26 protein-coding genes are annotated in these 24,527 nt (G+C 61.0%); 9 read left to right on the top strand and 17 right to left on the bottom strand.

The window, feature by feature from the left end; translation table 11 throughout:
* Positions 1 to 92 precede the first annotated feature (92 nt).
* Positions 93 to 1,262, top strand: a complete 1,170-nt coding sequence (locus ACODS1_RS17290; protein WP_489086625.1) for an integrase core domain-containing protein — start codon at positions 93 to 95, stop codon at positions 1,260 to 1,262.
* A 344-nt stretch (positions 1,263 to 1,606) separates the two neighbouring features.
* Here the strand turns inward: ACODS1_RS17290 and ACODS1_RS17285 are convergent, their stop codons facing one another.
* From ACODS1_RS17285 to ACODS1_RS17230, 12 genes are all read right to left on the bottom strand, one after another.
* Positions 1,607 to 3,043: an XRE family transcriptional regulator gene (locus tag ACODS1_RS17285; RefSeq protein ID WP_489086624.1), complete on the bottom strand. Its 1,437-nt coding sequence runs from the start codon at positions 3,041 to 3,043 to the stop codon at positions 1,607 to 1,609.
* Positions 3,034 to 3,546 carry a hypothetical protein gene (locus tag ACODS1_RS17280; protein WP_489086623.1) on the bottom strand — a complete coding sequence of 171 codons (513 nt, stop codon included), beginning with the start codon at positions 3,544 to 3,546 and terminating at the stop codon, positions 3,034 to 3,036. Before ACODS1_RS17280 ends, ACODS1_RS17285 begins: the two co-directional genes overlap by 10 nt.
* Positions 3,547 to 3,996: 450 nt before the next feature.
* The gene (locus ACODS1_RS17275; protein WP_489086622.1) at positions 3,997 to 5,787 is read right to left on the bottom strand and encodes an ABC transporter ATP-binding protein/permease; all 1,791 of its coding nucleotides are present in this window, start codon (positions 5,785 to 5,787) and stop codon (positions 3,997 to 3,999) included.
* A gap of 157 nt (positions 5,788 to 5,944) precedes the next feature.
* Positions 5,945 to 6,148, bottom strand: a complete 204-nt coding sequence (locus ACODS1_RS17270) for a hypothetical protein (RefSeq protein WP_489086621.1) — start codon at positions 6,146 to 6,148, stop codon at positions 5,945 to 5,947.
* 78 nt (positions 6,149 to 6,226) lie between these two features.
* Positions 6,227 to 7,738 (bottom strand): SulP family inorganic anion transporter, encoded by a 1,512-nt coding sequence (locus ACODS1_RS17265; RefSeq protein ID WP_489086620.1) that lies wholly within the window; start codon positions 7,736 to 7,738, stop codon positions 6,227 to 6,229.
* Positions 7,739 to 7,824: 86 nt separating this feature from the next.
* The gene (locus ACODS1_RS17260) at positions 7,825 to 8,556 is read right to left on the bottom strand and encodes a carbonic anhydrase (protein ID WP_489086619.1); all 732 of its coding nucleotides are present in this window, start codon (positions 8,554 to 8,556) and stop codon (positions 7,825 to 7,827) included.
* 287 nt (positions 8,557 to 8,843) lie between these two features.
* Positions 8,844 to 9,077: a hypothetical protein gene (locus ACODS1_RS17255; RefSeq protein ID WP_489086618.1), complete on the bottom strand. Its 234-nt coding sequence runs from the start codon at positions 9,075 to 9,077 to the stop codon at positions 8,844 to 8,846.
* A gap of 119 nt (positions 9,078 to 9,196) precedes the next feature.
* Positions 9,197 to 9,886, bottom strand: a complete 690-nt coding sequence (locus ACODS1_RS17250) for a lipopolysaccharide kinase InaA family protein (RefSeq protein ID WP_489086617.1) — start codon at positions 9,884 to 9,886, stop codon at positions 9,197 to 9,199.
* Positions 9,887 to 10,027: 141 nt separating this feature from the next.
* Complete coding sequence (groL, locus tag ACODS1_RS17245) at positions 10,028 to 11,674, bottom strand: chaperonin GroEL (RefSeq protein ID WP_322981003.1); 1,647 nt, start codon at positions 11,672 to 11,674, stop codon at positions 10,028 to 10,030.
* Between the two features lie 47 nt (positions 11,675 to 11,721).
* Positions 11,722 to 12,015, bottom strand: coding sequence for a co-chaperone GroES (locus tag ACODS1_RS17240; protein ID WP_021700385.1), 294 nt, complete (start codon positions 12,013 to 12,015; stop codon positions 11,722 to 11,724).
* A gap of 234 nt (positions 12,016 to 12,249) precedes the next feature.
* Complete coding sequence (locus ACODS1_RS17235) at positions 12,250 to 12,699, bottom strand: FxsA family protein (RefSeq protein WP_489086616.1); 450 nt, start codon at positions 12,697 to 12,699, stop codon at positions 12,250 to 12,252.
* Between the two features lie 71 nt (positions 12,700 to 12,770).
* A complete protein-coding gene (locus ACODS1_RS17230) occupies positions 12,771 to 13,499 on the bottom strand; it encodes a HugZ family pyridoxamine 5'-phosphate oxidase (RefSeq protein ID WP_489086615.1) in 729 nt (242 codons plus the stop codon).
* Between the two features lie 108 nt (positions 13,500 to 13,607).
* Between ACODS1_RS17230 and ACODS1_RS17225 the strand changes: the two genes are divergently transcribed.
* Positions 13,608 to 14,366 carry an SDR family oxidoreductase gene (locus ACODS1_RS17225; protein WP_322981000.1) on the top strand — a complete coding sequence of 253 codons (759 nt, stop codon included), beginning with the start codon at positions 13,608 to 13,610 and terminating at the stop codon, positions 14,364 to 14,366.
* A 152-nt stretch (positions 14,367 to 14,518) separates the two neighbouring features.
* Here ACODS1_RS17225 and ACODS1_RS17220 read toward each other — a convergent pair whose 3' ends face one another.
* Entirely contained in the window at positions 14,519 to 15,487 is a 969-nt protein-coding gene (locus tag ACODS1_RS17220) for a polyprenyl synthetase family protein (protein WP_489086614.1), read from the bottom strand.
* Positions 15,488 to 15,733: 246 nt separating this feature from the next.
* On the opposite strand from ACODS1_RS17220, the gene rplU reads away from it, so the two are divergent.
* From rplU to ACODS1_RS17195, 5 genes are all read left to right on the top strand, one after another.
* Positions 15,734 to 16,045 carry a 50S ribosomal protein L21 gene (rplU, locus tag ACODS1_RS17215; RefSeq protein ID WP_159973539.1) on the top strand — a complete coding sequence of 104 codons (312 nt, stop codon included), beginning with the start codon at positions 15,734 to 15,736 and terminating at the stop codon, positions 16,043 to 16,045.
* A gap of 37 nt (positions 16,046 to 16,082) precedes the next feature.
* Complete coding sequence (gene rpmA / locus ACODS1_RS17210; RefSeq protein ID WP_322980998.1) at positions 16,083 to 16,340, top strand: 50S ribosomal protein L27; 258 nt, start codon at positions 16,083 to 16,085, stop codon at positions 16,338 to 16,340.
* Positions 16,341 to 16,505: 165 nt separating this feature from the next.
* The gene (gene cgtA / locus ACODS1_RS17205) at positions 16,506 to 17,726 is read left to right on the top strand and encodes an Obg family GTPase CgtA (protein WP_489086613.1); all 1,221 of its coding nucleotides are present in this window, start codon (positions 16,506 to 16,508) and stop codon (positions 17,724 to 17,726) included.
* Positions 17,727 to 17,807: 81 nt separating this feature from the next.
* Positions 17,808 to 18,926, top strand: a complete 1,119-nt coding sequence (gene proB / locus ACODS1_RS17200) for a glutamate 5-kinase (RefSeq protein ID WP_489086612.1) — start codon at positions 17,808 to 17,810, stop codon at positions 18,924 to 18,926.
* A 25-nt stretch (positions 18,927 to 18,951) separates the two neighbouring features.
* Entirely contained in the window at positions 18,952 to 19,410 is a 459-nt protein-coding gene (locus tag ACODS1_RS17195; RefSeq protein ID WP_489086611.1) for a CreA family protein, read from the top strand.
* 53 nt (positions 19,411 to 19,463) lie between these two features.
* Here ACODS1_RS17195 and mqo read toward each other — a convergent pair whose 3' ends face one another.
* Both mqo and ACODS1_RS17185 read right to left on the bottom strand, forming a co-directional pair.
* Complete coding sequence (mqo, locus tag ACODS1_RS17190; protein ID WP_489086610.1) at positions 19,464 to 20,963, bottom strand: malate dehydrogenase (quinone); 1,500 nt, start codon at positions 20,961 to 20,963, stop codon at positions 19,464 to 19,466.
* A 512-nt stretch (positions 20,964 to 21,475) separates the two neighbouring features.
* Positions 21,476 to 21,709 (bottom strand): hypothetical protein, encoded by a 234-nt coding sequence (locus ACODS1_RS17185; protein WP_489086609.1) that lies wholly within the window; start codon positions 21,707 to 21,709, stop codon positions 21,476 to 21,478.
* 175 nt (positions 21,710 to 21,884) lie between these two features.
* On the opposite strand from ACODS1_RS17185, the gene ACODS1_RS17180 reads away from it, so the two are divergent.
* A complete protein-coding gene (locus ACODS1_RS17180) occupies positions 21,885 to 22,469 on the top strand; it encodes a YajG family lipoprotein (RefSeq protein ID WP_322980993.1) in 585 nt (194 codons plus the stop codon).
* 56 nt (positions 22,470 to 22,525) lie between these two features.
* Here the strand turns inward: ACODS1_RS17180 and ACODS1_RS17175 are convergent, their stop codons facing one another.
* Positions 22,526 to 22,732 (bottom strand): hypothetical protein, encoded by a 207-nt coding sequence (locus tag ACODS1_RS17175; protein ID WP_322980992.1) that lies wholly within the window; start codon positions 22,730 to 22,732, stop codon positions 22,526 to 22,528.
* Positions 22,733 to 23,020: 288 nt separating this feature from the next.
* Here ACODS1_RS17175 and ACODS1_RS17170 point away from each other — a divergent pair, with 288 nt between their 5' ends.
* Positions 23,021 to 23,299, top strand: a complete 279-nt coding sequence (locus ACODS1_RS17170) for a hypothetical protein (protein ID WP_489086608.1) — start codon at positions 23,021 to 23,023, stop codon at positions 23,297 to 23,299.
* Positions 23,300 to 23,359: 60 nt separating this feature from the next.
* Here the strand turns inward: ACODS1_RS17170 and ACODS1_RS17165 are convergent, their stop codons facing one another.
* Complete coding sequence (locus ACODS1_RS17165; RefSeq protein ID WP_489086607.1) at positions 23,360 to 24,520, bottom strand: 1-acyl-sn-glycerol-3-phosphate acyltransferase; 1,161 nt, start codon at positions 24,518 to 24,520, stop codon at positions 23,360 to 23,362.
* Positions 24,521 to 24,527 lie beyond the last annotated feature (7 nt).

Genomic DNA, 24,527 nt, shown 5'->3' with positions numbered 1-24,527 from the left:
GGGTACGACTCACCCACATAGGTGACAAATCGGTTCAAGCACATGGGTAACAGTTTTTAACCTGGCAGAGGACTCCTCAGGAGGGTGACCTCATGCCTTGGCGAGAACTGAAACCTATGGACGAAAAAGTGATGTTCATTGCTGATTACCTCCGGCAGGTAAACAGCTTCACGGGGCTATGCGAGCAATTCGGCATCAGCCGCAAGACGGGCTACAAGTGGGTTGAACGCTACAAGCGGTCAGGAATGAACGGGCTTGTTGAGCGGAGCCGGCGTAGGCATGAGCAAGAACGGATTCCCTATGTAATCCGTGAGTACATCATTGATCTGCGGCGACGCTCCACAGTTGATCTTGGCCCGAAAAAGATCCAGGTCTTGGTTGAGCAGCGTTACCCCGAGCAAAGCCCTTCCAGAACCACGATCTACACAATCCTCAAAGAGGCTGGGCTCATTACGCCCCGGAAAGTTCGCCGACGGGTACCCAGTTATCCAAAACCCCTGCAGGCCGCTGATGTACCCAATGAACTGTGGAGTGCCGATTACAAAGGCCAGTTTCTGACGCGTGACGGCAAGTGGTGTTATCCCCTGACCGTCATGGATCACGCCAGTCGTTACCTATTGGCCTGCGAAGGCATGCCGGGGACGCGTCTCGAGGAGACCAAGGCCGTCTTCGAGCGCCTGTTTCGTACATATGGATTACCCATGCGTCTAAGGACTGACAACGGCGTTCCCTTCGCCAGCACAGGCAAGACAGGCCTGACTCAGTTATCGATCTGGTGGTTGCGCCTGGGGATCATTCCAGAACGGATCGCGCCAGGAAGGCCTGAGCAGAATGGGCGGCACGAGAGGATGCACCGAACCTTGAAGCAGGCTGCTATCCAAACAGCAGCGTCGCATATGACGGAGCAGCAAGTGTGCTTCTATCAATTCATCCAGTACTACAACGAGCTACGCCCCCATGAGGCCCTGAATCAGCAGACACCACGGCAGTGCTATCAGGAGTCACCGCGTGCTTATCCAGAACAACTGCCCGAGTTGGCGTACCCGAGCCACATTGAGGTCTACAAGGCCGACTGCAGCGGTATCCTGAACAGAAGAGGGTTACGGATCTATGTGGGGCATTTGCTCAAACATGAGCGGATTGGGTTGGAACAGATAGGCGAAGAACTTTGGGCTGTTCACTTCGGCCCGGTTGTAATCGGTCGGCTTGATGAACGAGAGCAGCGGGACGGGTATCTAACCCTGCAGGTGTCACCCATGTGACTGAACTTTTTTGTAACCCATGTGAGTGACTCGTACAGCCCCACCATCCGGGTCTCGCTGCGCTCGACTTCCCTCACTCCATCGTCGCTCCGAGGGCCCGCCGCGAAGGGCCGTCCCTGGCCCATCGCGGCTCTCGCGGCATCCATGCCGCTCAACCCTCTACGCAACGATTCCGTTCGGCCTTCTGAACGGGGCAATTGGTGCAGGACTGAGATATCGATGCGCTACCAGACATGGTGGACAAGCTTCGCGTTGTCCACCCTACTTGCTGGCGGCTCTCAATTAGGTGCAGCGTGGATTAATTAGCCAAAGGCCGCACGAAGTGCGGCCTGATAATCGATCAATTATTGGAAAAAGTTGACCATGTCCTGCCTGTGCTGCAAGAATTGTTCACTATTGCAGCCAAGATAAGAGGCAGCAGAGTCGGCCGAGATAAGACCAGAGTCATACGCCTGAACTACTACGCTCACAAACCTCCCTCTCCGCGAGTAAGGAACCTCCGTAACGGGGAAATAATCAAGCGTATAATCTTCTCTAGCTCTCCAGTCTTCAGAAGGTTGGGTGTCAATTCGACCGAACTTGAAATCTGACGCTATAGTTTTTGAGTTAATTAGCTGCCAGCGCGCTGCAGTGAAACTTACGCCGTAAAAATCCATTACAGCGATCATTCCCTCGTCAGGGTCGCTATAACTACTATATACCTCCACTACGCCATTCCTGGGTGCAATAAACTCAACGGCAAAACCGTTGGCACGTACCTCTACAGGATCCTTCCTAACTGGATCGTTGCTTTGAAAATCTTCAAAGTCAGAAAACTCATCCACTACCAGCTTGTTCAACCTCTGGCCCGGATCCCACAGAAGGTGCCCTAATTCATGTGCCAAAGTATTTCGCCGGATCCAAACATTCTGATTTTGACCATCAGTATTTAGTACAACACCTCGATCCTCGTCACCTGTCGCAATAGTTGCACCAGCAAATTTCTTATTAAACTGTGCCTGAACTACGGGGATGCAAAGATTATCCTCTACAAGGACTCGCATGCTTTCGATTGCATCATGAGGGCCGATTCCCAGTGCGGTGCGCGTAAGGGCTGCTAACTCGAAACCGCGGCGCCAGGCAGGGTATATATAATTATTGTCCGGTTTGATTCCGAGCGATCTTATGGCCTCGACCTGAGAACGCCCGAGCTTAACCTGTAGCGCATTCTGACGTTTTATTACCCATGCGGCATCGCTCAAACGCATAACCATTTGAGGGGTGAATGAGTTCAGGTTTTGATCGGCAGCTCCAAGGAATTCTCGCAAACGTACGCCAAGTGCGTAATCTCCACCGGCACCTGGTTGATGACCTAAAAGAGATTCATCCAATACCAGGGTCCTAGCAATACTTTCTATAGTACGGAATGGGAGTATGCTTTGAGAGTTCTCAAAATCCTTGAGAGCTTGTTCGTCAATATGTACCGCTCTCGCTACATTGTCGAGCGAAAGCGCCATATTAATTCGGCGTTCTTTTATGGTCTTGCCTGGTTCTAGAGCGTCCAATAATATTGGGACAGCATCATTCTCAGTCAATCCATAGAGAATTTCTTCACCAAAGGTGTCTAATGCCTCTTTGGCATTTATTTTGCGTCCTTTAGCTCGTTCATTGTCAAACCCTATTTGAATTTGACTGCGAACAAAGAGACGACGCGATGTTGCGGCACGCTCTTCTAAGGTGCTACCAGAACTTTCAGTCCCGAAAACTCTTGATAGCTCTTTATCAGTCCACTTCACATCCATTTTGGCTCACCAACTAATACCGTACATGGATAACCGGTTTCTACATCAAAGCCTAGCGAGGCAACTTCAAATCCTTCGTTCTTAAACGCCAGAGCTACATCGGTCATTTCTTGTTCACTTTTGGGTCCATAGCGCCCGGATGAAGCACTCAGCAGCAAGCGCCCCTCCGCTATAAACCACAATTCTCCGCCGCAATGAGCACTCTCGCCTCCAGTCAGGTTTGTGTGCTTGATTTTTCCTGTCTCAAGTCCCTGACCAAAAGGAGCACTTTCTAACGCAAAAGGGACGTCATTAGCTGCAACCACCCAGAGGTATAGCTGTCCCCGCTCGGAATGGCTACGTGGAACAGAGCTAATTATCACATCGTCTGAGGCATCTTTAGGGAACTGAAGCAGTCCTAATCTTTCGTTTGGGGGCAACAGAACCAGTTCATCTTCGTTCTTAATGCACTCCGCTTTCGGCTCGCGGAGAGGGTAAATTTCCCTAAATGCAGCAAAATCCATTCCATTTATCCCTAAAGCAACCAAATACGACAGACGGAAAAACCTTTGGATTCTACGCGATACAAGGATGCTTGCCAAACCTGATGGCATCGACCTGTGCCTGCATCATCTCTGTAGATTCTTTAAGGTACTGAGCATGGTTATAAGCAGCGCTAGGCTTACTCGTTTAGGCGTGAGCTCGCTGGATTTCTATCACTGCTGGACGCCATTTTTCTGACTCATAGCAAATACCCCGGACAGTCATAAGGTGGACAACACAACGCTTGTCCACTTTTTCATTGGATTCGATAAGGCTTTTGGCGATAGCGACCGGCGCGCTATCCGCATCGATCAGAATAGTGGGGAGGGCTTGCTGGCCATGGTGCATCCTTGCGAGGGCGATGCACCGACCTTACTGCGAAATGATGGCTCTGCGCCATAGCCCGAAAGGCTATGGCGCTTTGCGTTGAATCAGCCGTTGCGGCTGCTCAGTTGCCAGGCACCTTTGCCATCCAGGTCGAGCTGGTGGCTGTGGAAGGCGGCGAGGGTGTGGCGGTGGCCGACGCTGATCAGCAGGGTGTCGGGCAGTTCGCGGCGTAGCAGGATGTAGAGCGACTGTTCCAACCCTTCGTCCATCGCCGAGCTGGATTCGTCGAGGAAGGCCACCGCCGGGCGGTTGTAGAGCAGGCGGGCGAAGGCCAGGCGTTGTTGTTCACCCAGGGACAGTACGCGGCTCCAGTCACCGGGTTCGTCCAGGCGACCTGCCAGGTGCGGCAGGCAGACTTGTTCCAGCACCTGTTGCATACACTCGCGGTCGTCGCCTGCTTCGGCGGGGTAGGCGAGGGCGCTGCGCAGGTCACCCAACGGCAGATACGGGCGTTGCGCGAGGAACAGCGCCTGGTGCCCGGTGGGCCGCGCTACCTGGCCGTCGGCGTAGGGCCAGAGGCCGGCGAGGGCGCGCAGCAGGGTGGTCTTGCCACAGCCGGAGGGGCCGCGCACCAGCAGGGCCTGGCCGGGGTGCAGATCAAGGTTGAGGCCATCGACCAGCAGTTGGCCGTCCGGGCGTTGCAGGTGCAGGTTCTCGACTTTCAGGCCGCTGGCCTGGGTGCTGGTGGTGACATGCGGCAGCTCGCGGGCCTGCTGATTGGCATCGAGCAGGCCGCTCAGACGGTCGAGGGTGGCACGGTACTGGGCGAAGGTGTCGTAGCTGCTGCGGAAGAACGACAGGGCGTCCTGCACCTGGCCGAAGGCCTGCGCGGTCTGCATCACGTCGCCGAGTTTGATGGCGCCGCTGAAGAAGCGCGGTGCCTGGAGGATGAAGGGGAAGACCACGGCCACCTGGCTGACGCCGAGGTTGAAGCCGTCGAACTTCAGGCTTCGATAGACCAGCGCCCAGAGGTTTTCCACCAGTGCGCCGAAGCGGCCGAGCAGGGTGCGCCGCTCGACGTCGCGGCCCTGGTAGAAGGCGACGTTCTCGGCGTATTCACGCAGACGCACCAGGGCGTAACGGAAGTTGGCCGAGCGTTGTTCGTTGAGGAAGTTCAGGCGGATCAACGGGCGGCCGAGACGGAAGGCGATCAGCGTGGCGATGATCACGTAGATGTACACGGCGAACACCATCGCCCGTGGGATCTCCACGCCAGCGACCGTCAGCGGCGCGGACAGCCCCCAGAGAATGGCGCTGAAGGCTACCAGCGAGACCAGCGAGCTGACCGCTCCGAGCGAGAGCTTGAGCGAGCCGGAGACGAAGGCGGCGACGTCCAGTTCGATGCGCTGATCCGGGTTGTCGATCGGTTGGTCGAGGAACTGGCCACGGTAGTAGGCGTCGCCCTTGAGCCAGTCATCGGTCAGGCGCTGGTTGAGCCAGGTGCGCCAGTGGATGCTCAGCGCCTGGCTGACGTAGAAGTCGAACAGCGCCCGCGTCACATGGATGGCGGCAAGGATGGCGAAGATCCCCAGCATGAACCAGAACGCCTTCTGATCCAGCTCCTGCAAGGCGCTGTAGAAGCCGTTGTACCAGAAGGAGAACAGCACGTTCATGCGCACCGCGAACAGCGACAGCAGCAGGAGCAGGGCGAAGGTCGCAAGCGGTCGCCAACTGTTGCGCGGGCTCAGGTAGGGCCCGGCGATCTGCCAGAATTGCCGACCCCAGCGGGTGAACCGCACCAGGGCGAAGGCGGTGAGGCTGAAGCCGACAAGGGTGCACAGTGACGCGATGGCCAGCCAGATCAGGCTGTCGGTAAGGGCTTGGTGCCAATCCATAAAGTGTGGGTTCCGCGATGCTTCGACAGGGAGGGGCCGAGACTACAGGCGTGAGTTATACGCCTGTGTTGCAGACTTTTCGCCGTTTCGTTGGTTCCTGCGCTGGCTGCCTTTGTAGAGGTCGGACGGCTGCCGTTCAGGTTGCTAACAACCGCTGCTATTGCGTCTGCTTCAGCGCCTCTTGCAGGCGCTGATTGTTGGTTGCGTTGGCCTGGTCGATCTGCTGCTTGAGCTGCTGCATCTGCTGCTGGGCCTGTTGCGCCTGCTTGGCTTGCAGGCTGGCGGTGGCGGCGGTTTCACCCGCGCCACAGGCGCCAAGGTTGAGCAGCAGGGCAAGGGTGCAAAGATGGGGCAGGCGCATGGTGGGCTCCAGGTGAGTGGCAACTGCAATAGAGTCGCCGATTTCGCCTGATTTGTATGTGCCACCATGCGTAATCTGTCAGGCCAGCGCGGTGCGTTGCCGGCCTTCCACGCGCCGTTTCAGTGCGGCGCCTTCGACGATCTCCAGGTCGCCGCCCTGGGCGCGGGCCGAGCGGCCCCAGTCTTCCAGCAGTTCCATGCAGGCGTGGTCGATATAGCTGACCCGCGCCAGGCTCAGGTGCAGGCGGGTGCCGGGTTCGACGCTGGCCAGCACCTTGGCCAACTGCGGTACGCGCAGGAAGGTGGCGGCGCCGCTCATGCGCAGCTCGGCGTTTTCGGAGCCGGTCGGCACCAGCTTGATGCGCAGGCGCGAGGCGTTCCACACCAGCTTCAGCAGGGTCAGGCCGAAGCCCACCAGCACGCCGGTCAGCAGGTCGGTGAAGACGATGCACAGCGCGGTGGCGATGTAGATGAACACCGGCGCGCGCCCGTACTGACCGAGGCTGCGCATGGCCTTGGGATCGACCAGCTTGCAACCGGTATACACCAGCACCGCGCCGAGGCTGGCCACCGGGATGCTTTGCAGCACGCCGGGCAGCAAAGCGACTAGGGCGAGCAGCCAGGCACCATGGAGGATGGTCGAGGTACGGCCACTGGCACCGGCCTGCACGTTGGCCGAGCTGCGTACGATCACGCCAGTCATCGGCAGGGCGCCGACCGCACCGCAGAGGATGTTGCCGATGCCCTGGGCGGACAGCTCCCGATTGAAGTGCGCGCGCGGGCCGTCGTGCATGCGGTCGACAGCGGCGGCGGACAGCAGCGTCTCGGCGCTGGCGATAAAGGCCAGGGCCAGGGCGGCGACCAGCAATTGCGGATCGGCCAGGCTGGCCAGCCCTTGCGGGGTGATCCAGTCGATGGCGTCGCCAAGGTTGGCTGGCAGTTCCACGCGCTTGACCGGCAGTGCCAGCCACAGGCTGGCCAGGGTGGCCAGCGTCACGCCGACCAGGGCACCGGGCAGAAAGCGCAGGGGCGCCGGACGGAAGCGTTCCCACAGCCAGATGCTGGCGATGGTGCCGAGGCCGACCGCGCCGGCGATCATGGCGTTACCACCGGCCAGGCTCAGCGCATCGAGCATGGCGCCGGGGAAGGCCAGCAGGTTGTCCAGGCCCGATGCCTGGGGCGAAGCATCGATCATCACATGCACCTGCGACAGCACGATAAGAATGCCGATACCGGCGAGCATGCCGTAGACCACCGCCGGTGCCGTGACGCGAAACCAGCCGCCCAGGCGTAGCGTGCCGGCGGCGAGTTGGATCAGGCCGGCCAGCAGCAGTACGGGGCCGAGCGCGGCCATGCCATGGGTGCGCACCAGCTCGAACACCAGCACCGCGAGGCCGGCTGCCGGGCCGCTGACCTGCAGCGGTGCGCCGGCGAGAAAGCCGACCACCAGGCCACCGATGATGCCCGTGATCAGGCCCTTGGCCGGCGGCATGCCGGAGGCGATGGCGATGCCCATGCACAGCGGCAGGGCGACGAGAAAGACCACCACTGACGCCAGCGCGTCCCGTGGCAGTGTGCGAAATACATTCATGGTGTTATCTCTCCTTGCCCAACGCGTGGGCAAACGCAGCCCGTGCCCGCGCCTTGATCGGCGCAGGCATAGGGGAATTGGTGGGATCAGGCGTTGGCGTAGCGCGGTTGCGGGGTGGCGCAGGGCTGCTCGTCGCCGTCGAGCGCCAGGAACTTGCCCGAGGCCGCGTCGTAGGCGCGGATACCACCGCTGTCGATGTCGTAGACCCAGCCGTGGATATGCAGTTGGCCGCTGGCCAGGCGTGCGGCGACGGACGGGTGGGTACGCAGGTGGTCGAGCTGGGCGACGACGTTTTCTTCGGTCAGCACGCCAAGGGTTTCATGGGCGCTACCGCAGTTGCAGTTGTCCGCCACCACGCTGCGTGCCACTTCGGCATGGCGCAGCCAGGCGCGCACCGTGGGCATGCCATCGAGGCTGGCCGGGTTGAGCACGGCTTTCATTGCGCCGCAGTCTGAGTGACCGCATACGATGATGTGCTGCACGCCGAGCGCCAGCACCGCGTACTCGATGGCGGTGGATACGCCGCCGTTCATCTGCCCATAGGGCGGCACCACGTTGCCCACGTTACGGGTGACGAACAGGGTGCCGGGGTCACTCTGGGTAATCAGCTCGGGGACGATACGCGAATCGGCGCAGGTGATGAACATGGCGCTGGGCGATTGCGCCGAGGCCAGACGCTTGAACAGAGCCTGCTGCTGCGGGTAGACCTCCTGGCGAAAACGCCGAAAGCCCTGAATGAGCTGGTGCAGGGCGGCCTGGGCCTGATCCTTGGGTACGGGGCGCAGGGGGATACCGGTTCGGGAAGCGGTTGAGTTCATCGTTGAATCTCCTGTCATTTTCATGAGTGACGTTCTCGACTGCTGACCAAACGCCTGTGACCAGCCGGTCACTTCCAGGGCAACGATAAGGATTCTTACTTAACCAAAACTGAACGGACCGCTCTAAAACGCCACTATGCCGGCGTTTTCCATTGGTAGGGCGCACTCAGGAGTGCAGCGAACAGTGCGCCGAGCGATGTATACGAGCGGAATTGGCCATTGCGGTGTACTGCTCGCTGGCACCCCGAGCGGCCGGCGTACCGGCCACCCCAGGAGTCAGGCGAACGTTACTGCTCGCCTTTCATGGCCGTTTGCAGGCCAAACATGAGCAGCAGCAGGTTGGCGTCCGGCTGAATCTCCGTTTGCACCTGTTTGCGGACGAGAGGGATGCTGCAGGGGATTGCGCTGCACTCGCGCGCTTCCAGAATGCGCGGGCCCGGTTGCTGCCAGGCCGCCGCGGCAACAGCCGTGATGCCAAGGGCGGCGACGAGGAATGCACCTCTAGCGATTTCTAATTTCATTTTGCTAACCCTTTGATGGCGCTGCCGAACGCTCTTTGGTAACCCTAGTCGATCACGGATCAGGTCAGAAGTTTCCTGACCAATGGTTACGGCCTGATGACAAGCCGCTCGGGGGAGCTTCAGAGGTTCTTCAGGCCACCCGGGTAGACACGGGCGTAACCATCGAGGAGCTGCTGCCAATCCTCGTCGTTCCAGGGGCTGTGCCGGCGCAGTTGGCGCAGGTCATGCTGGGCGGCGCGTACACGGCTCAGGCGTTGGCGGCTCTTCTCCAGATCGAGCAAGGCGACCTGAGGTAGATCGCCGTTCATGCGCACGAACACATGTTTGGCGTACAGGCAGCCGTGTTGCCAACGACCCAGGTTCATTCGCGCCAGGGTTGCCCCGATTTGTTGCATCAGCAGAGCATGCTTGGCTTCGCCACAGGCCTCGCGTCCGCCTTTGGCATACCACTGCTCGACCTCCTCGAAGCCTTCCAGTGCTTCGGTGACCAGTACGCCACGCCAACCCTGTACTGGATCATTGTCGATACCGCAGTAGACCAGGCGCGGCACCCGCACACCCAATTTGTTCAGGGCTAGCAGGGCGCTGCGCTCACGCAGGATGGTCAGGCGCCCGAAGGGATGCAGCAGGCTGCGGTAGACGTGGCCGACCTGGCGTTTGGCGTAGAGCACACTGCCGCGATCAGACAAGCGCTGTACGCCACTTTCTCCGCCACGACGAACGTTGGGTTCTTCGACCCACTCGCCTTGGCGTTGCCACCACGCTTGGAAGGTATCTTGGGGCATGTCGTGTGAAATGGTGGCGGGCATATTGTTGTTCTTCTTTGCTGATGTGTTTACAGGAAGCCGAAGCAAGCTAGTCGCTGAACTTAAGCAAAGAATATTCCCATGTCCATAAAAAAACCCCGCGGCAAGCGCGGGGTTCTTCTTACAGCGAGGGAGCCGGTCGGCTTACATCATGCCGCCCATGCCACCCATACCGCCCATGCCGCCCATATCAGGCATGGCCGGAGCCTTGTCGTCAGCCGCGTCGGCAACCATGGCCTCGGTGGTGATCATCAGGCCGCCGATGGAGGCAGCAGCTTGCAGGGCCGAACGGGTAACCTTGGCCGGGTCGAGAATACCCATCTCGATCATGTCGCCGTAGGTATCGGTAGCAGCGTTGAAGCCGAAGTTGCCCGAACCTTGCTTGACCTTGTCGACCACTACGCTCGGCTCGCCGCCGGCGTTGGAAACGATCTGACGCAGCGGCGCTTCGACAGCGCGACGCAGCAGAGCGATACCGACGTTCTGGTCTTCGTTGTCGCCTTTCAGGCCGTCGATGGCCTGCAGGGCGCGCACCAGGGCCACACCACCGCCAGGCACCACGCCTTCTTCCACTGCGGCGCGGGTGGCGTGCAGGGCGTCTTCAACGCGAGCTTTCTTCTCTTTCATCTCGACTTCGGTGGCAGCGCCAACCTTGATCACGGCAACACCGCCAGCCAGCTTGGCCAGACGCTCTTGCAGCTTCTCTTTGTCGTAGTCGGAAGAGGTTTCTTCGACCTGCTTGCGGATCTGTGCAACGCGGGCTTCGATGTCGGCCTGGGCACCAGCACCATCGATGATGGTGGTGTTGTCCTTGTTCAGCACTACGCGCTTGGCGTTACCCAGGTGCTCCAGAGTGGCGCTTTCCAGGGACAGGCCAACTTCTTCGGAGATCACGGTGCCGCCGGTCAGGATGGCGATGTCCTGCAGCATGGCCTTGCGGCGGTCGCCGAAGCCCGGCGCCTTGACGGCTGCGACTTTGACGATGCCACGCATGTTGTTGACGACCAGGGTAGCCAGGGCTTCGCCTTCGACGTCTTCAGCCACGATCAGCAGCGGACGGCCAGCCTTGGCAACGGCTTCCAGAACCGGCAGCAGTTCGCGGATGTTGCTGATCTTCTTGTCGACCAGCAGCAGCAGCGGGCCGTCCAGCTCGGCCACCATGGTGTCCGGCTTGTTGATGAAGTAGGGGGACAGGTAGCCACGGTCGAACTGCATGCCTTCTACGACGGACAGTTCGTTTTCCAGGCCCGAGCCTTCTTCGACGGTGATGACGCCTTCTTTGCCGACCTTGTTCATCGCTTCGGCGATGATGTCACCGATGGAGTTGTCGGAGTTGGCGGAGATGGTGCCGACCTGGGCGATGGCCTTGGAGTCGGTGCACGGCTTGGCCAGCTCTTTCAGTTGGGCAACGATGGCGGTGGTGGCCTTGTCGATGCCGCGCTTCAGGTCCATCGGGTTCATGCCGGCAGCGACGGACTTCAGGCCTTCGTTGACGATGGCTTGAGCCAGAACGGTCGCGGTGGTGGTGCCGTCGCCGGCAGCGTCGTTGGCCTTGGAGGCAACGTCTTTCACCAGTTGGGCGCCCATGTTTTCGAAAGCGTCTTTCAGTTCGATTTCCTTGGCAACCGACACACCGTCTTTGGTGATGGTCGGGGCGCCGAAGGATTTGGCCAGCACCACGTTACGGCCTTTCGGGCCGAGGGTGGCTTTGACGGCGTCGGCCAGTACGTTGACGCCAACGAGCATTTTCTTGCGGGCGGAATCGCCAAACTTGACTTCTTTAGCAGCCATGTTGATTGCTCCTCAATTCTTGATGGTTATCCGGAGATATGCGGGGATCAGGCTTCGATGACAGCGAGGATTTCGTGCTCGCCCATGACCAGCAGGTCTTCGCCGTCGACCTTGACGGTGTTGCTGCCGGAGTAGGGGCCGAATACCACTTTGTCACCGACCTTGACGGCCAGCGGACGGACTTCGCCGTTGTCCAGAACCTTACCGGTACCGACGGCAACGACTTCACCTTGGTTCGGCTTCTCGGCGGCCGAACCCGGCAGCACGATGCCACCTGCGGTTTTGGTCTCTTCTTCGCTGCGACGGATCACGACGCGGTCATGCAGAGGACGAAGCTTCATTGTCGATCTCTCCTAACAATTGAATGGCCAACTTGCCGACTCTTGGTGGTCGGCGGGTTTGTAAAGTCCGGCTAGGCCGGGAGCGGCACGCTGGGCGCACCGCGAAAGTCGGACCGCCTTCGAGGGCGGGCACCTTGCGGTGACTGCTACATGTGGGCGGGGAAAGGCATTTCAAGGGGCGGGGTGAAAATTTTTTACAGCGCGGGCGCCGCGAACGGGCGCCCGTGAGCGGGATCAGTCGCGACGTTCGTACTCGCCTTCGAGCACGTTGGGATGGGTCTTGCCGGTGCGCGCAGCGGCGTCGTCGAAGAAGGCGCGCTGGCGCAGGGCTTGTTCCTGGGCGCGGCGACGGATCTTGCCGACCAGCAGGCGGCGGGTGAAGGGGATCAGGCAGAGTACGCCGAAAATGTCGCTGATGAAGCCTGGCAGCAGCAGCAGGCCGCCGCCGACGGCGATCAGCAGGCCTTCGAGCATCTCTTGCTCAGGCATTTCGCCACGTGCCAGTTTTTCGCGGGCACGCCAGGCGGTGGCGACGCCCGCGACGCGCAGCAGGACGCTACCGAGGATGGCGGTGCCGATCACCAGCAACACCGTGGGCAGCACGCCGATGGCGCTGCCGACCTTGATCAGCACGGCCAGTTCGATGATCGGGAACAGCAGGAACAGAAACAGAAACGCACGCATGGCTTTGGGATCCTGGGCGGAAGCAAGCTTCCAGTAGGGACTAAATATGGGGTACTGGCCTGAATTCAAGCTTAAGCGTCACCAGACTCAGGCCATTTGTCGGCGCGGGCCAGCGCCACCAGGGCTTCGCGCACCTGCCCCGGGTTTTTGCAGGCCGTTGGGAAGGGCAGCCAATGCAGGCCCTGGCCGATGCGCAAGTGGAAACCTTCACAGTCGACACCGACCATCTCGGCAGGTTCATGCTCGGGCAGCCCGGCCAGTTGCACGTAATGGGCGATGGCGTTGGCATGATCGGCATTCATGTGCTCGACCATGCTGGCCTCGCTGCCATCGGTCGCGAATGGATTGTGCTGGGCGACCTCGTCGAGCCAGTGGATCGCACCAAAACCACCGATGAAACGCCAGCGCACCGGCTCCAGCCGCCAGAAATCGAAGTCATGCGCCCGATGGTAGTCGCGTGACTGGGGGAAAAAGCGGTAATAACGCTGTGCGGCCGCTTCGATTTCGCTCTCGTCATGCAACTGTCGTGCTTCGGCGAGCAGAGTGAGGCGGCCGGCTGCCTGCACATCCTCTGCGCCGCGCTCGCCGATCAGCAGCGAGCACTTGGCATCCTGCTTGAGGTTGTGGGTGTGTTGGGCAATGCGGCTGATGAGGATCAGTGGTCGGCCTTCGGCGTCCAGGCAGTAGGGCACCACCGATCCGAACGGGAAACCCGGCATGGCCTTGGAGTGGGTGCTGAGCACGCCACGGTATTCCTTGAGCAGCAATTCTCGTGCATGCTTGCCGGCTTTCACGCTCACCTTATGACTCCTCGCAGAAGATCCGTCATAAACGGACAGACGCCCTAGCATAGCGCTTCGGGGGGTCAGCGGGGTTGATAGATGCTGCACATCTAGGGGATGTAAGCGATGCAACTCAAAGACAAGGTCATCATCATCACGGGCGGTTGCCAGGGACTGGGCCGCGCCATGGGCGAATACCTGGCGGCGAAGGGCGCCAAGCTGGCGCTGGTCGACCTGAACCAGGAAAAACTCGACGAGGCCGTGGCGGCCTGCAAGGCGGCCGGTGGTGACGCCCGCGCCTACCTGTGCAACGTGGCCAATGAAGAGCAGGTCACGCACATGGTCGCCCAGGTGGCCGATGACTTCGGCGCCATCAACGGCCTGGTCAACAATGCCGGCATTCTGCGTGACGGCCTGACCATCCGCGTGAAGGATGGCGAAATGACCAAGATGAGCCTGGCGCAGTGGCAGTCGGTGATCGACGTCAACCTGACCGGTGTGTTCCTCTGCACCCGTGAAGTGGCGGCGAAGATGATCGAGCTGAAGAACGAAGGCGCGATCATCAATATCTCCTCCATTTCCCGCGCCGGTAACATGGGGCAGGCCAACTACTCCGCCGCCAAGGCCGGTGTTGCGGCTGACACCGTGGTCTGGGCCAAGGAGCTGGCGCGCTACGGTATTCGTGTGGCGGGCGTGGCGCCGGGCTTCATCGAAACCGAAATGACCGGCAGCATGAAGCCGGAAGCGCTGGAGAAAATGACGGCCGGCATTCCGCTCAAGCGCATGGGCAAGCCAGCCGAGATCGCGCACTCGGTGGCTTATATCCTGGAGAACGACTACTACACCGGTCGCATCCTGGAGCTGGACGGCGGTCTGCGCCTGTAATCCACAGCGCCGAAACGAAAAACGCCCCGACTGGTTCGGGGCGTTTTTGTGTGTGCCAGCGCTGTGTATCGCGAACCCGTAGCCCGGATGTAATCCGGGAATGGCTATATCCCGTAAACCGCCCCGGATTGCATGCGGGCTACCGGTCTCGATTAGTGCGTACGCGCGACAGCGAAGCGGCTCAACTCGACCAGCGCATCGCGGTATTCGCCGGCAGGCAGCACGTCCAGGCAGGCAATGGCATGTTCGGCGTAGTCGCGGGCGAGCTGCGCGGTGTAATCCAGAGCGCCAGCAGCATCCACGGCGGCACGGATGCTTTCCAGGTCTTCGATACCGCCCTTCTGAATGGCGCGGCGCACCAGGGCAGCCTGTTCTTCGCTGCCTTCACGCATGGTGTAGATCAGCGGCAGGGTCGGCTTGCCTTCGGCCAGGTCATCTCCGACGTTCTTGCCCAGCTCGGCGGCGTCACCCTTGTAGTCGAGCAGGTCGTCTACCAGTTGGAAGGCAATGCCCAGGTGGTCACCGAAGGTGCGCAGGGCTTCGCGCTGCGCTTCGTTGGCGCCGGCCAGGGCCGCTGCTGCATGGGTAGAGGCCTCGAACAGCATCGCGGTCTTGCCGCGAATTACTTCCATGTAGGTCTCTTCCGTGGTGCTGGCGTCGCGCACCTTGGACAGCTGCAACACTTCGCCTTCGGCGATCACGCGGGTGGCGTGGGAGAGGATCTTCATCACCGGCATGGAGCCGAGCTCGACCATCATTTCGAACGAGCGTGAATAAAGGAAGTCGCCCACCAGCACGCTTGGCGCGTTGCCCCATTGGGCGTTGGCGGTGCTGCGACCACGGCGCATGTCGGACATGTCGACCACGTCGTCGTGCAGCAGGGTGGCGGTGTGCAGGAACTCGATGGTGGCGGCCAGCAGGCGCAGGTCGTCGGCCTGGTAGCCCAATGCGCGGCCGCTGAGCAGTACCAGCAGCGGACGCAGGCGTTTGCCGCCAGCGGAGATGATATAGTCGCCGATCTTTTCCACCAGCGGCACGCGGGAAACCACCTGCTGGCGAATGATGCCATCGACGGCGGTGAAATCGTCCGCTACCACGCGGTAGAAAGCCTGGGGTTGCATCGGCGACAGGTGCTCCTTTGAGGTTGCGCGGCATGCTAGGTGGCGGGGTGGGGGCTGTCAAGGTAAGCGCCTGCGGCCCTTGCGCCGTGTCCAGTGCTTGCGTACAATCGCGCACCCTGAACTTCCCCCTGGGCATTTCCCTGCCTTACGCAATTGCAAGGGTGTCACTTCCGGCCCCAAGCAGCCATGCCAGCCAATAACCATGCTACTAAAGCGCTGGGTGAGCAGGATCAACGGAGATTTACCATGTACGCAGTAATTGTTACCGGTGGCAAGCAATACAAAGTTGCCGAAGGCGAGTTCCTGAAAGTCGAGAAACTCGAAGTCGCTACCGGTGAAGCCATCACCTTCGACCGCGTTCTGCTGGTCGCCAATGGTGATGATGTCAAGATCGGTGCTCCGGTCGTTGACGGCGCCAAAGTGGTTGCCGAAGTCGTTTCGCAAGGCCGTCACGACAAAGTGCGCATCATCAAGTTCCGCCGTCGTAAGCACCACATGAAGCGTCAGGGCCACCGTCAGTGGTTCACTGAGATCAAAATCACCGGCATCCAGGCCTGATTCGTCGGCCCCGATCCCTTTATAGGAGTATTGACTCATGGCACACAAAAAAGCTGGCGGTTCTACCCGTAACGGCCGCGATTCCGAAAGTAAACGCCTTGGCGTGAAAATGTACGGTGGCCAGGTCATCAAGGCCGGCAACATCATCGTGCGTCAGCGCGGCACCCAGTTCCACCCCGGTTTCGGTGTGGGCATGGGCAAGGATCACACCCTCTTCGCCAAAGTCGAAGGCGTGATCAAGTTCGAAGTGAAGGGCGCTTTCGGCCGTCGCTACGTGAGCGTCGTTCAGGCCTAATCGCCTACGCGCTGGAAAAGCCCTGTCCGTAGGACGGGGCTTTTTTGTTTCTGTATTCTTGGGTTCTTGCCCGATGACCCGCAATGCCGCGCAGCTTGCGTGGGGTCATCCGGCAAGGGCCTGTACGTTGTTCTGTTGACCCGCATTATTGCGGGAGGCATATCCATGAAATTCGTCGACGAAGTATCGATATTTGTAAAAGCCGGTGACGGCGGTAACGGCATGATGAGCTTCCGCCGCGAGAAGTTCATCGAAAAAGGTGGCCCCAACGGTGGCGACGGTGGTGACGGTGGCTCGGTGTTCCTCGAAGCCGACGAGAACCTCAACACGCTGATCGACTACCGCTACACCCGCAAATTCTTCGCCCAGAACGGCGAGAAAGGCGGCAGCACCGATTGCACCGGCGCCAAGGGTGAGGATCTGATCCTGCCGGTGCCGGTCGGCACCACGGTGATCGACGTCGCCACTCAGGAAGTCATCGGTGACCTGGTCAAGGCCGGTCAGCGCCTGATGGTCGCTCAGGGCGGCTGGCACGGCCTGGGCAACACCCGCTTCAAGTCCAGCACCAACCGTGCGCCAAGGCAGACCACACCAGGCAAGCCGGGTGATCAGCGTGATCTCAAGCTGGAGCTGAAGGTGCTCGCTGACGTCGGTCTGCTGGGCCTGCCAAATGCCGGCAAGAGCACCTTCATTCGCGCCGTATCGGCTGCCAAGCCGAAGGTCGCCGATTACCCCTTCACCACCCTGGTGCCGAACCTGGGCGTGGTCAGCGTCGACCGCTTCAAGAGCTTCGTCGTCGCTGACATTCCCGGTCTGATCGAAGGCGCTTCGGAAGGTGCCGGCCTGGGTATCCGCTTCCTCAAGCACCTGGCGCGCACGCGCCTGCTGCTGCACCTGGTGGACATGGCGCCGCTGGACGAGAGCGATCCGGCCGAGGCTGCGCAGGTGATCATCGACGAGCTGGGCCGCTTTAGCCCGGCGCTGGCCGAGCGTGATCGCTGGCTGGTGCTGAACAAGATGGATCAGATTCCCGAAGAGGAGCGCGAGGCACGCAAGGCCGATATCGTCGCCCGTCTGAACTGGGAAGGCCCGGTCTACGTGGTGTCGGCCATCAGTCGCGACGGCACCGAGCGCATCTGCCGCGACATCATGCATTACCTGGAAGTGCGCGGCGAGCGCATCGCCGAGGATCCGGTCTTCGCCGAAGAACTGGCCGAGCTGGATCAGCGCATCGAGGACGAGGCTCGCGCCCGTCTGCAGGCCATGGATGACCAGCGCGCATTGCGTAAATCGGGTGTGCGCAGCGTCGATGATATCGACGAAGACGATGACTTCTTCGATGATGAAGATGACGACGGCCCGGAAATCATTTACGTCCGGGATTAAGCAAATTTCCAACGCCGCTTAATTGCGGCGTTTTTGTAGGTGGGCTGGAGCCCATCGTTTTCTGGCTAAGGTTGGAAGATCATGCGTGACAAGGTGACCGGCGCGCAGCGCTGGGTGGTGAAGATTGGCAGTGCCTTGCTGACCGCTGACGGGCGCGGGCTGGATCGTGCGGCCATGGCCGTGTGGGTCAAGCAGATGGTTGCGCTGCGTGAGCAGGGCGTGGAACTGGTGCTGGTGTCCTCCGGCGCGGTGGCGGCCGGCATGAGCCGCCTGGGCTGGACCAGCCGACCTAGCGCGATGCACGAGCTGCAGGCCGCCGCTGCCATCGGTCAGATGGCCCTGGTACAGGCTTGGGAGTCGAGCTTCGCCGAACATGGCATGCGCACCGCGCAGATCCTGCTGACCCATGACGACTTGTCCGATCGCAAGCGTTACCTCAACGCGCGCAGCACCTTGCGCACTCTGGTCAACCTCGACGTGATCCCGGTGATCAACGAGAACGACACCGTGGTCACCGACGAGATCCGTTTCGGCGACAACGATACCCTGGCCGCGCTGGTGGCCAACCTGGTGGAAGCCGATCTGCTGGTGATCCTCACCGACCGCGACGGCATGTATAACGCCGACCCACGCCACAACCCCGATGCCGAGCTGATCTCCGAAGCGCGTGCCGATGATCCGGCCTTGGACGCCGTGGCTGGGGGCGTCGGTGGTGCGCTGGGCCGGGGCGGCATGCAGACCAAGTTGCGTGCCTCGCGTCTGGCTGCGCGCTCCGGTGCGTACACGGTCATCATCGGGGGGGCCATCGAGCAGGTGCTGGCTCGCCTGAAGAGCGGCGAGCGTCTGGGTACGCTGCTGGCGCCCGAGCGTGGTCTGCTGGCGGCGCGCAAGCAATGGTTGGCGGGCCATCTGCAGACCCGTGGCACCCTGGTGCTGGACGCGGGAGCGGTCAAGGCGCTCAAACAGGATCACAAGAGCCTGCTGCCGGTCGGCGTGAAGGCCGTGCAGGGCAGCTTCCGCCGTGGCGAGATGGTGGTGTGCGTCGATCAGGAAGGTCGCGAGATTGCCCGCGGCCTGGCCAACTACAGTGCCCTGGAGGCGCAGAAGATCATCGGTCAGCCATCCGATGCCATCGAGAAATTACTGGGCTACGTGGATGAGCCCGAGCTGGTTCATCGCGATAACCTGATCCTGGTTTGACCCGTTTCAATCGGAGGAGCTTGTCATGCGTTCGTTCAAGGGATATGCGCTGAGCCTGCTGATGCTGCCGACGCTGGCAGCGGCAGATACCATCGGCGAGGTGTCGACCGTGTTCAAGTGGGTGGGGCCCAACGACAAGATCGTCGTCGAGGCCTTCGATGATCCCAAGGTCGAGGGCGTGACCTGCTACCTGTCGCGCGCCAAGACCGGTGGCGTTAAGGGTGGGCTGGGGTTGGCCGAGGATCGCGCCGAGGCTTCGATTGCCTGCCGTCAGGTCGGGCCCATCGCTTTCAAGGGCAAGCTCGAGGACGGCGAGGAGGTGTTCAAGGAGCGCACCTCGCTGGTGTTCAAGACCATGCAGGTGGTGCGTTTCTTCGATCAGAAGCGCAATACCTTGGTGTATCTGGTCTACAGCGACCGGGTGATCGAGGGCAGCCCGCAAAATGCGGTGACGGCCATCCCGATCCTGCCCTGGCGTCAGTGATGAGCCAATAAAAAAACCGCCCCGAGGGGCGGTTTTTTGTGCGGCTGGCATCCTCAGACGCTGGGGGCGTCCAGTTGCAGACGCTGGTTCGATTGCGCCTGCACTTCGCGGTAACGCTCGGCGTCGGTGGCCAGCACCTTGGCCAGGGCCGGGAAGATCTCGTCCAGCTTGCTCGACCAGCCTTCGCTCTTGGCCTGCTGCGGGAAGCAGCGATGGATCAGATCGAGCATGATCGAGACGGTGACCGAAGCACCCGGCGAGGCGCCGAGCAGGGCCGCGATGCTGCCGTCCGCAGCCGCCACCAGTTCGGTGCCGAACTGCAGGATGCCGCCTTTCTTCGGATCCTTCTTGATGATCTGCACGCGCTGACCGGCCACTTCCAGGCGCCAGTCCTCGGCCTTGGCCTCCGGGTAGAAACCGCGCAGGGTTTCCAGGCGCTGCGCTTCGGACTGCATCACTTCCTTGATCAGGTAGCGGGTCAGATCCATGTTGTCGCGCGCCACCGCCAGCATCGGGCCGATGTTGTTGGGGCGTACGGACAGCGGCAGGTCGAGGAACGAGCCGAACTTGAGGAACTTGGTGGTGAAGCCGGCATACGGGCCGAACAGCAGGGATTTCTTGCCATCCACCACGCGGGTGTCGAGGTGCGGCACCGACATGGGCGGCGAGCCCACGGCAGCCTGGCTGTAGACCTTGGCCTGGTGCTGCTTGACGATTTCCGGGTTGTCGCAACGCAACCACTGGCCGCTCACCGGGAAGCCGCCGAAGCCCTTGCCTTCGGGGATGCCGGACAGTTGCAACAACGGCAGCGCGCCGCCACCAGCGCCGAGGAAGACGAACTTGCTCTTGAGCTGACGGCTGGCACCGGAACGGGTGTCCTTGATGCTGACCAGCCAGTGTTCGCCTTCACGCTTGAGGTCGGTGACCTTCTGGTTGCAGGTGACCTTGGCGTCCGGCAGGGAGCTCAGGTAGTCGAGCATCTGCTGGGTGACCGCGCCGAAGTTGACGTCGGTGCCGGCCTGCACGCGGGTCATGGCCAGTGGCTCATTGGCGTCGCGGCCTGGCAGCAGCAGTGGCGTCCAGTCGGCGATGGTGGCGCGATCCTCGGTGTATTCCATGTGCTCGAAGGCGTGATGCTGACGCAGCGCTTCGAAGCGTTTCTTGAGGAAAGCGATGCCGCTGTTGCCACGCACGAAGCTCATGTGCGGCACCGGGTTGATGAAGGACTTCGGCGATTTGATCGCGCCCTTGTCTACCAGGTAGGCCCAGAACTGTTTGGATTCTTCGAACTGGGTGTTGATGGTCACCGACTTCTTGATGTCGATGCTGCCATCGGAGCCTTCCGGGGTGTAGTTCAGCTCGCACAGGGCGGCATGGCCGGTGCCTGCGTTATTCCAGGGGTTGGAGCTTTCCACCGCGCCGGATTCACGCAGCTCCAGCACCTCCAGGGTGAGACCGGGGTCGAGTTCCTTGAGCAGCACGCCCAGGGTCGCACTCATGATGCCAGCGCCAACCAGCACCACATCTACGCTTTGGTAATCGTTATGCGCCATTAACCTCTCTCCAAGAAATACTGCACCAGATGGGCCGGCCTGCAGGCCTGCCGGGGCCATTCCGCTGGTTCAGGCTCCTCGCCTGGCCGTACGGAGGGGAGGGTTAAGGCTCCTTTCCACGGACGCCAATTCGTTCATTTTTTCGCCACACTCTTGTGAAGTTGTTAAAACCGTTTTTTATCGCGCTCTTTTGGAGCGTCGAACCTCAAAAGCTCGTCTGCCTGGGCATGTCTTCGGCTCACGCATGGCATGCATTGCAGATGTGCAACAAGCGCTTGGTGCGGGCGGAGGACGACTGGCCGGGTGGCAGACGAAGTGGGCGACTCTCTGAGGCGGGGCCGAAACCTGAGCTTCGGTGAGGGGGTGCGGCCCGATCAGGAGGCGTCCTTATAATCGGGGCGTGAGTATAACGGTGAATGAAACGAAATTGATCGCCTGACGTGACTTTTATTGCGCGCGATGACTCGAGGTGACCGCTTTCTGACGGATCGTCATCTTCGATAGCCGGCGTGTCAGGCGGCCAGCGCGCGCCCTGTGCGCGCCGGTGCACTGGGCTCCATGACATGGGCGCTGGCGGGCAGTGGCGAGCCCAGCCAGGTCATGCGCGACTCATGGACTTCGACCCAGCGCCCATTGCTGGGGCGTTCCCGACACTGACGCAAGGCGCAGCAGCGGCCTGCGGCATCGAGCAGGGCAAAGTGGCGCATCGGCTTGCTGGGGCTGAACAGGCGGCGCAGAGACAACATGGCGAAGCTTCCTATCAGGGTTCGGACTCTTTATGCCGCAACTCGGTGACAGGCCAATGACAGGAACTGGCGAGCCGGCTGGACGGTCGGATGATGCAGGTATGGCTGTCGGCGCCTGAGACTGCTGGGTATACTGCCAGCCACCTTTTTGCCATCCCTTTCGGAGAGATCGAGCATGCTGCATCGTGCGTTGTTCGCCCTGCTTGCCGCCGCCAGCCTGACGCTGGGCGGTTGTGCCCTCAGCCCTCAGCAACTCACCCCGCAACCCAAGCTCACCAGCTCGCTGACCCCGGTCGGTCAGGGCCAGCCGGTGGTCGTGCGTGTGGTCGACGGTCGTTCTTCGCCGGTACTCGGCACGCGTGGTGGTCTGTACCCGGAAACCAGCGCCATCAGCGTCAGCAGCGACTACGTGCTGCCGAAGCTGCAGGCCGAGGCTGAGGCCGCAGTGCGTCTGCTTGGCTTCACCCCGTCGCCCAATGCCTACAATGCGCCGCAACTGACCATCACTTTGGCTGACCTCAAGTACCAGTCGCCGAAGGAAGGCCTGTACGTCACCGAGGCTGATATTTCCGCCTCGATTCGCGCCGACGTGCAGAACTCCAGCCGTCGCTATACGGGCCGTTATGGTGCTTCGCTGAACCAGCGCTTCGGTACTGCGCCGAATCAGCAGACCAACACCAAGCTGGTGGGGGATGTGCTCAGTGATGCGCTGACCCGCGCGTTCAAGGATCCGACCATCGGCCAGATCCTGTCTCAGTAACAGCGCCCAGATACGCAAACGCCCCGCATCGCGGGGCGTTTTCTTTGGCGCAGGGATCAGGCCGCTTCGTGGTAAAGCTCCGGCAGGCTCATGCCGGTACGGTTGTCGATGTCCGGCAAGTCATAGTGCTCGTGTCCGCCCAGAGAGCAGTAGACCAGCCAATGCTGATCCTGAACGTTGAAAGAAAGTTCGTCGACCACGGCTTCCACGTCGTCCAGCGAGTCGATCAGGTAATCGCGGTCCAGCGGTTGCGGATTGAGCATGGCGGTGTCCTCCTCGGACTTAAAGGGTGCGGCTCCAATGCAGGTGTGACTGCTGAGTCACGTTGAGTGATTCAAACCCTAGGCCAGGCGTGTGACAGTTTTCAGACGATTTCGAGATAGCGCGCTACGTTCGTCGGAAACGAACTTTCTAAAAGCAGCCTTTCGGTAAACTGCGCGACGTTTTGCGCCGCAGCCTGGAAGGCCTTTCTCATCGTTTTGCGGCCACTTTTCCCCGTTTTGGTGCGCCTGGGGCTAGGCATGCACCATGCGGTTCACGAGGTTTTCGGCATGTCCCTGCAAGCATTCTGGGCATTGTTGCTCGCGTATCCCGCCATGGCGCTCAACGGTCTGGCGCTGTTCTTCGCGCTGGCCGGGGGTTGGCTTTGGGTGATGACGCGCTTGCGCGAGCAGCGTGGCCTTGCCCGCCTGCTGTCCGACAGTGATTGCCAGCAGGTGAGTGGCCTGTTTTCAACGCGCACGTTGCGCTTGAACCGCTTCTTCTACCGATTCGGTGGGTTATGTCTGGGTGGTGCGCTGCTGCTTTCGTGGTTCAGCACGCGCCTGTGATGCGATCCGTAGAATGAAAAACGGCAGCCATCGGGCTGCCGTTTTCGTTTGCGCCAACCGTCAGAGCGGCAGGCCGGCCTTGATCCGATACTGGTTACGCACCGGGTTGGCGTATTGCAGGATCAGGTAAGGTTTTTCCTCGTCGCTGCACGCCGCCAGGCGCTTGCGCCATTCGGCTTCGGCCTTGGCCAGTTCGTCGGCGGCGAAGATTTCGTTGGCAGCCGGCACCGGCAGCTCCGGCTCACGATCCTGCCACATGGCGTAGGCCAGGTAGTGCGCCGGGAATAGACGGTAATGGCCGAGAATCTGCCGATCCATTTCCTGGGCAAGCTGCTTGGTGTCTTCGCGCCCGGCGACCGGTGCGCCGAAGTGCAGGTGCACGCGGCCCTTGTAGCCGGTGATGCCAAGGGCAATGCTGGCATCGTCCTCGCCAGGTGCCTTGGTGTAGCTGCCGGTGGCCGCACGAATGCTCAGCTCACGCGCCTTGGCCTGGTCGCAGGGGTCGTATTCGTAGCTGATCGACACCGGAATCAGGTTGAGCGAGTCGATCACTTCGGCGAACGCTTCGTCCTTGCGGCTCATGTGGAACATCTTGAGGATGGCCGAATCGGTGCGATCATCGCCGTCCTTGGCTCGGCCTTCCGCCTGGGCAATCCAGATCGATTCGCCGTCTTCGCGGATCGACTGGTTGATGTAGGCCGACAGCAATTGGTACGCCGCCAGTTTCTCGCGCCGACCGCTGATCGAACGGTGCACGATGAAGCTCTTGTTCAGGCGCATCAGGTCGCTGACGAACGGGCGCTGCAGCAGGTTGTCGCCGATGGCGATGCGGGGGGTCTGCAGGCCGGCATGGTAGACGGCGTAGTTGACGAAGGCCGGATCCATGACGATATCGCGGTGGTTGGCCAGGTACAGATAGGGTTTGCCTGCCTGCAGGCTTTCCAGCCCCGAGTAGGTAATGCCGTCGGTGGCCTGCTCGATGCTGCGGTCGACATAGGGCTCGATCTTGTCCTGCAGCTTGGCGACCGAGTCGATCCCGGCGAACTCGCTGCGCAGGCGTGCCGCGATCAGCGGCTTGAGCAGCCAGCCGAACGGCCCGGCCAGGCGCGGGAAGCGGAAGCGGGTGAGGGTGCCGAGAAACGCCGGGTCAGCGAGCAATCGCGCCAGTACGGGGCGCACTTCGTCGTCGGAATAGGGTCGGATGGCATCGAATGCGCCCATCATGCTC

The sequence above is a fragment of the Pseudomonas sp. FG29 genome (assembly GCF_057809355.1).
Note: the sequence above shows the minus strand (reverse complement) of the source record. Positions and strands in the feature narration are given on the sequence as shown.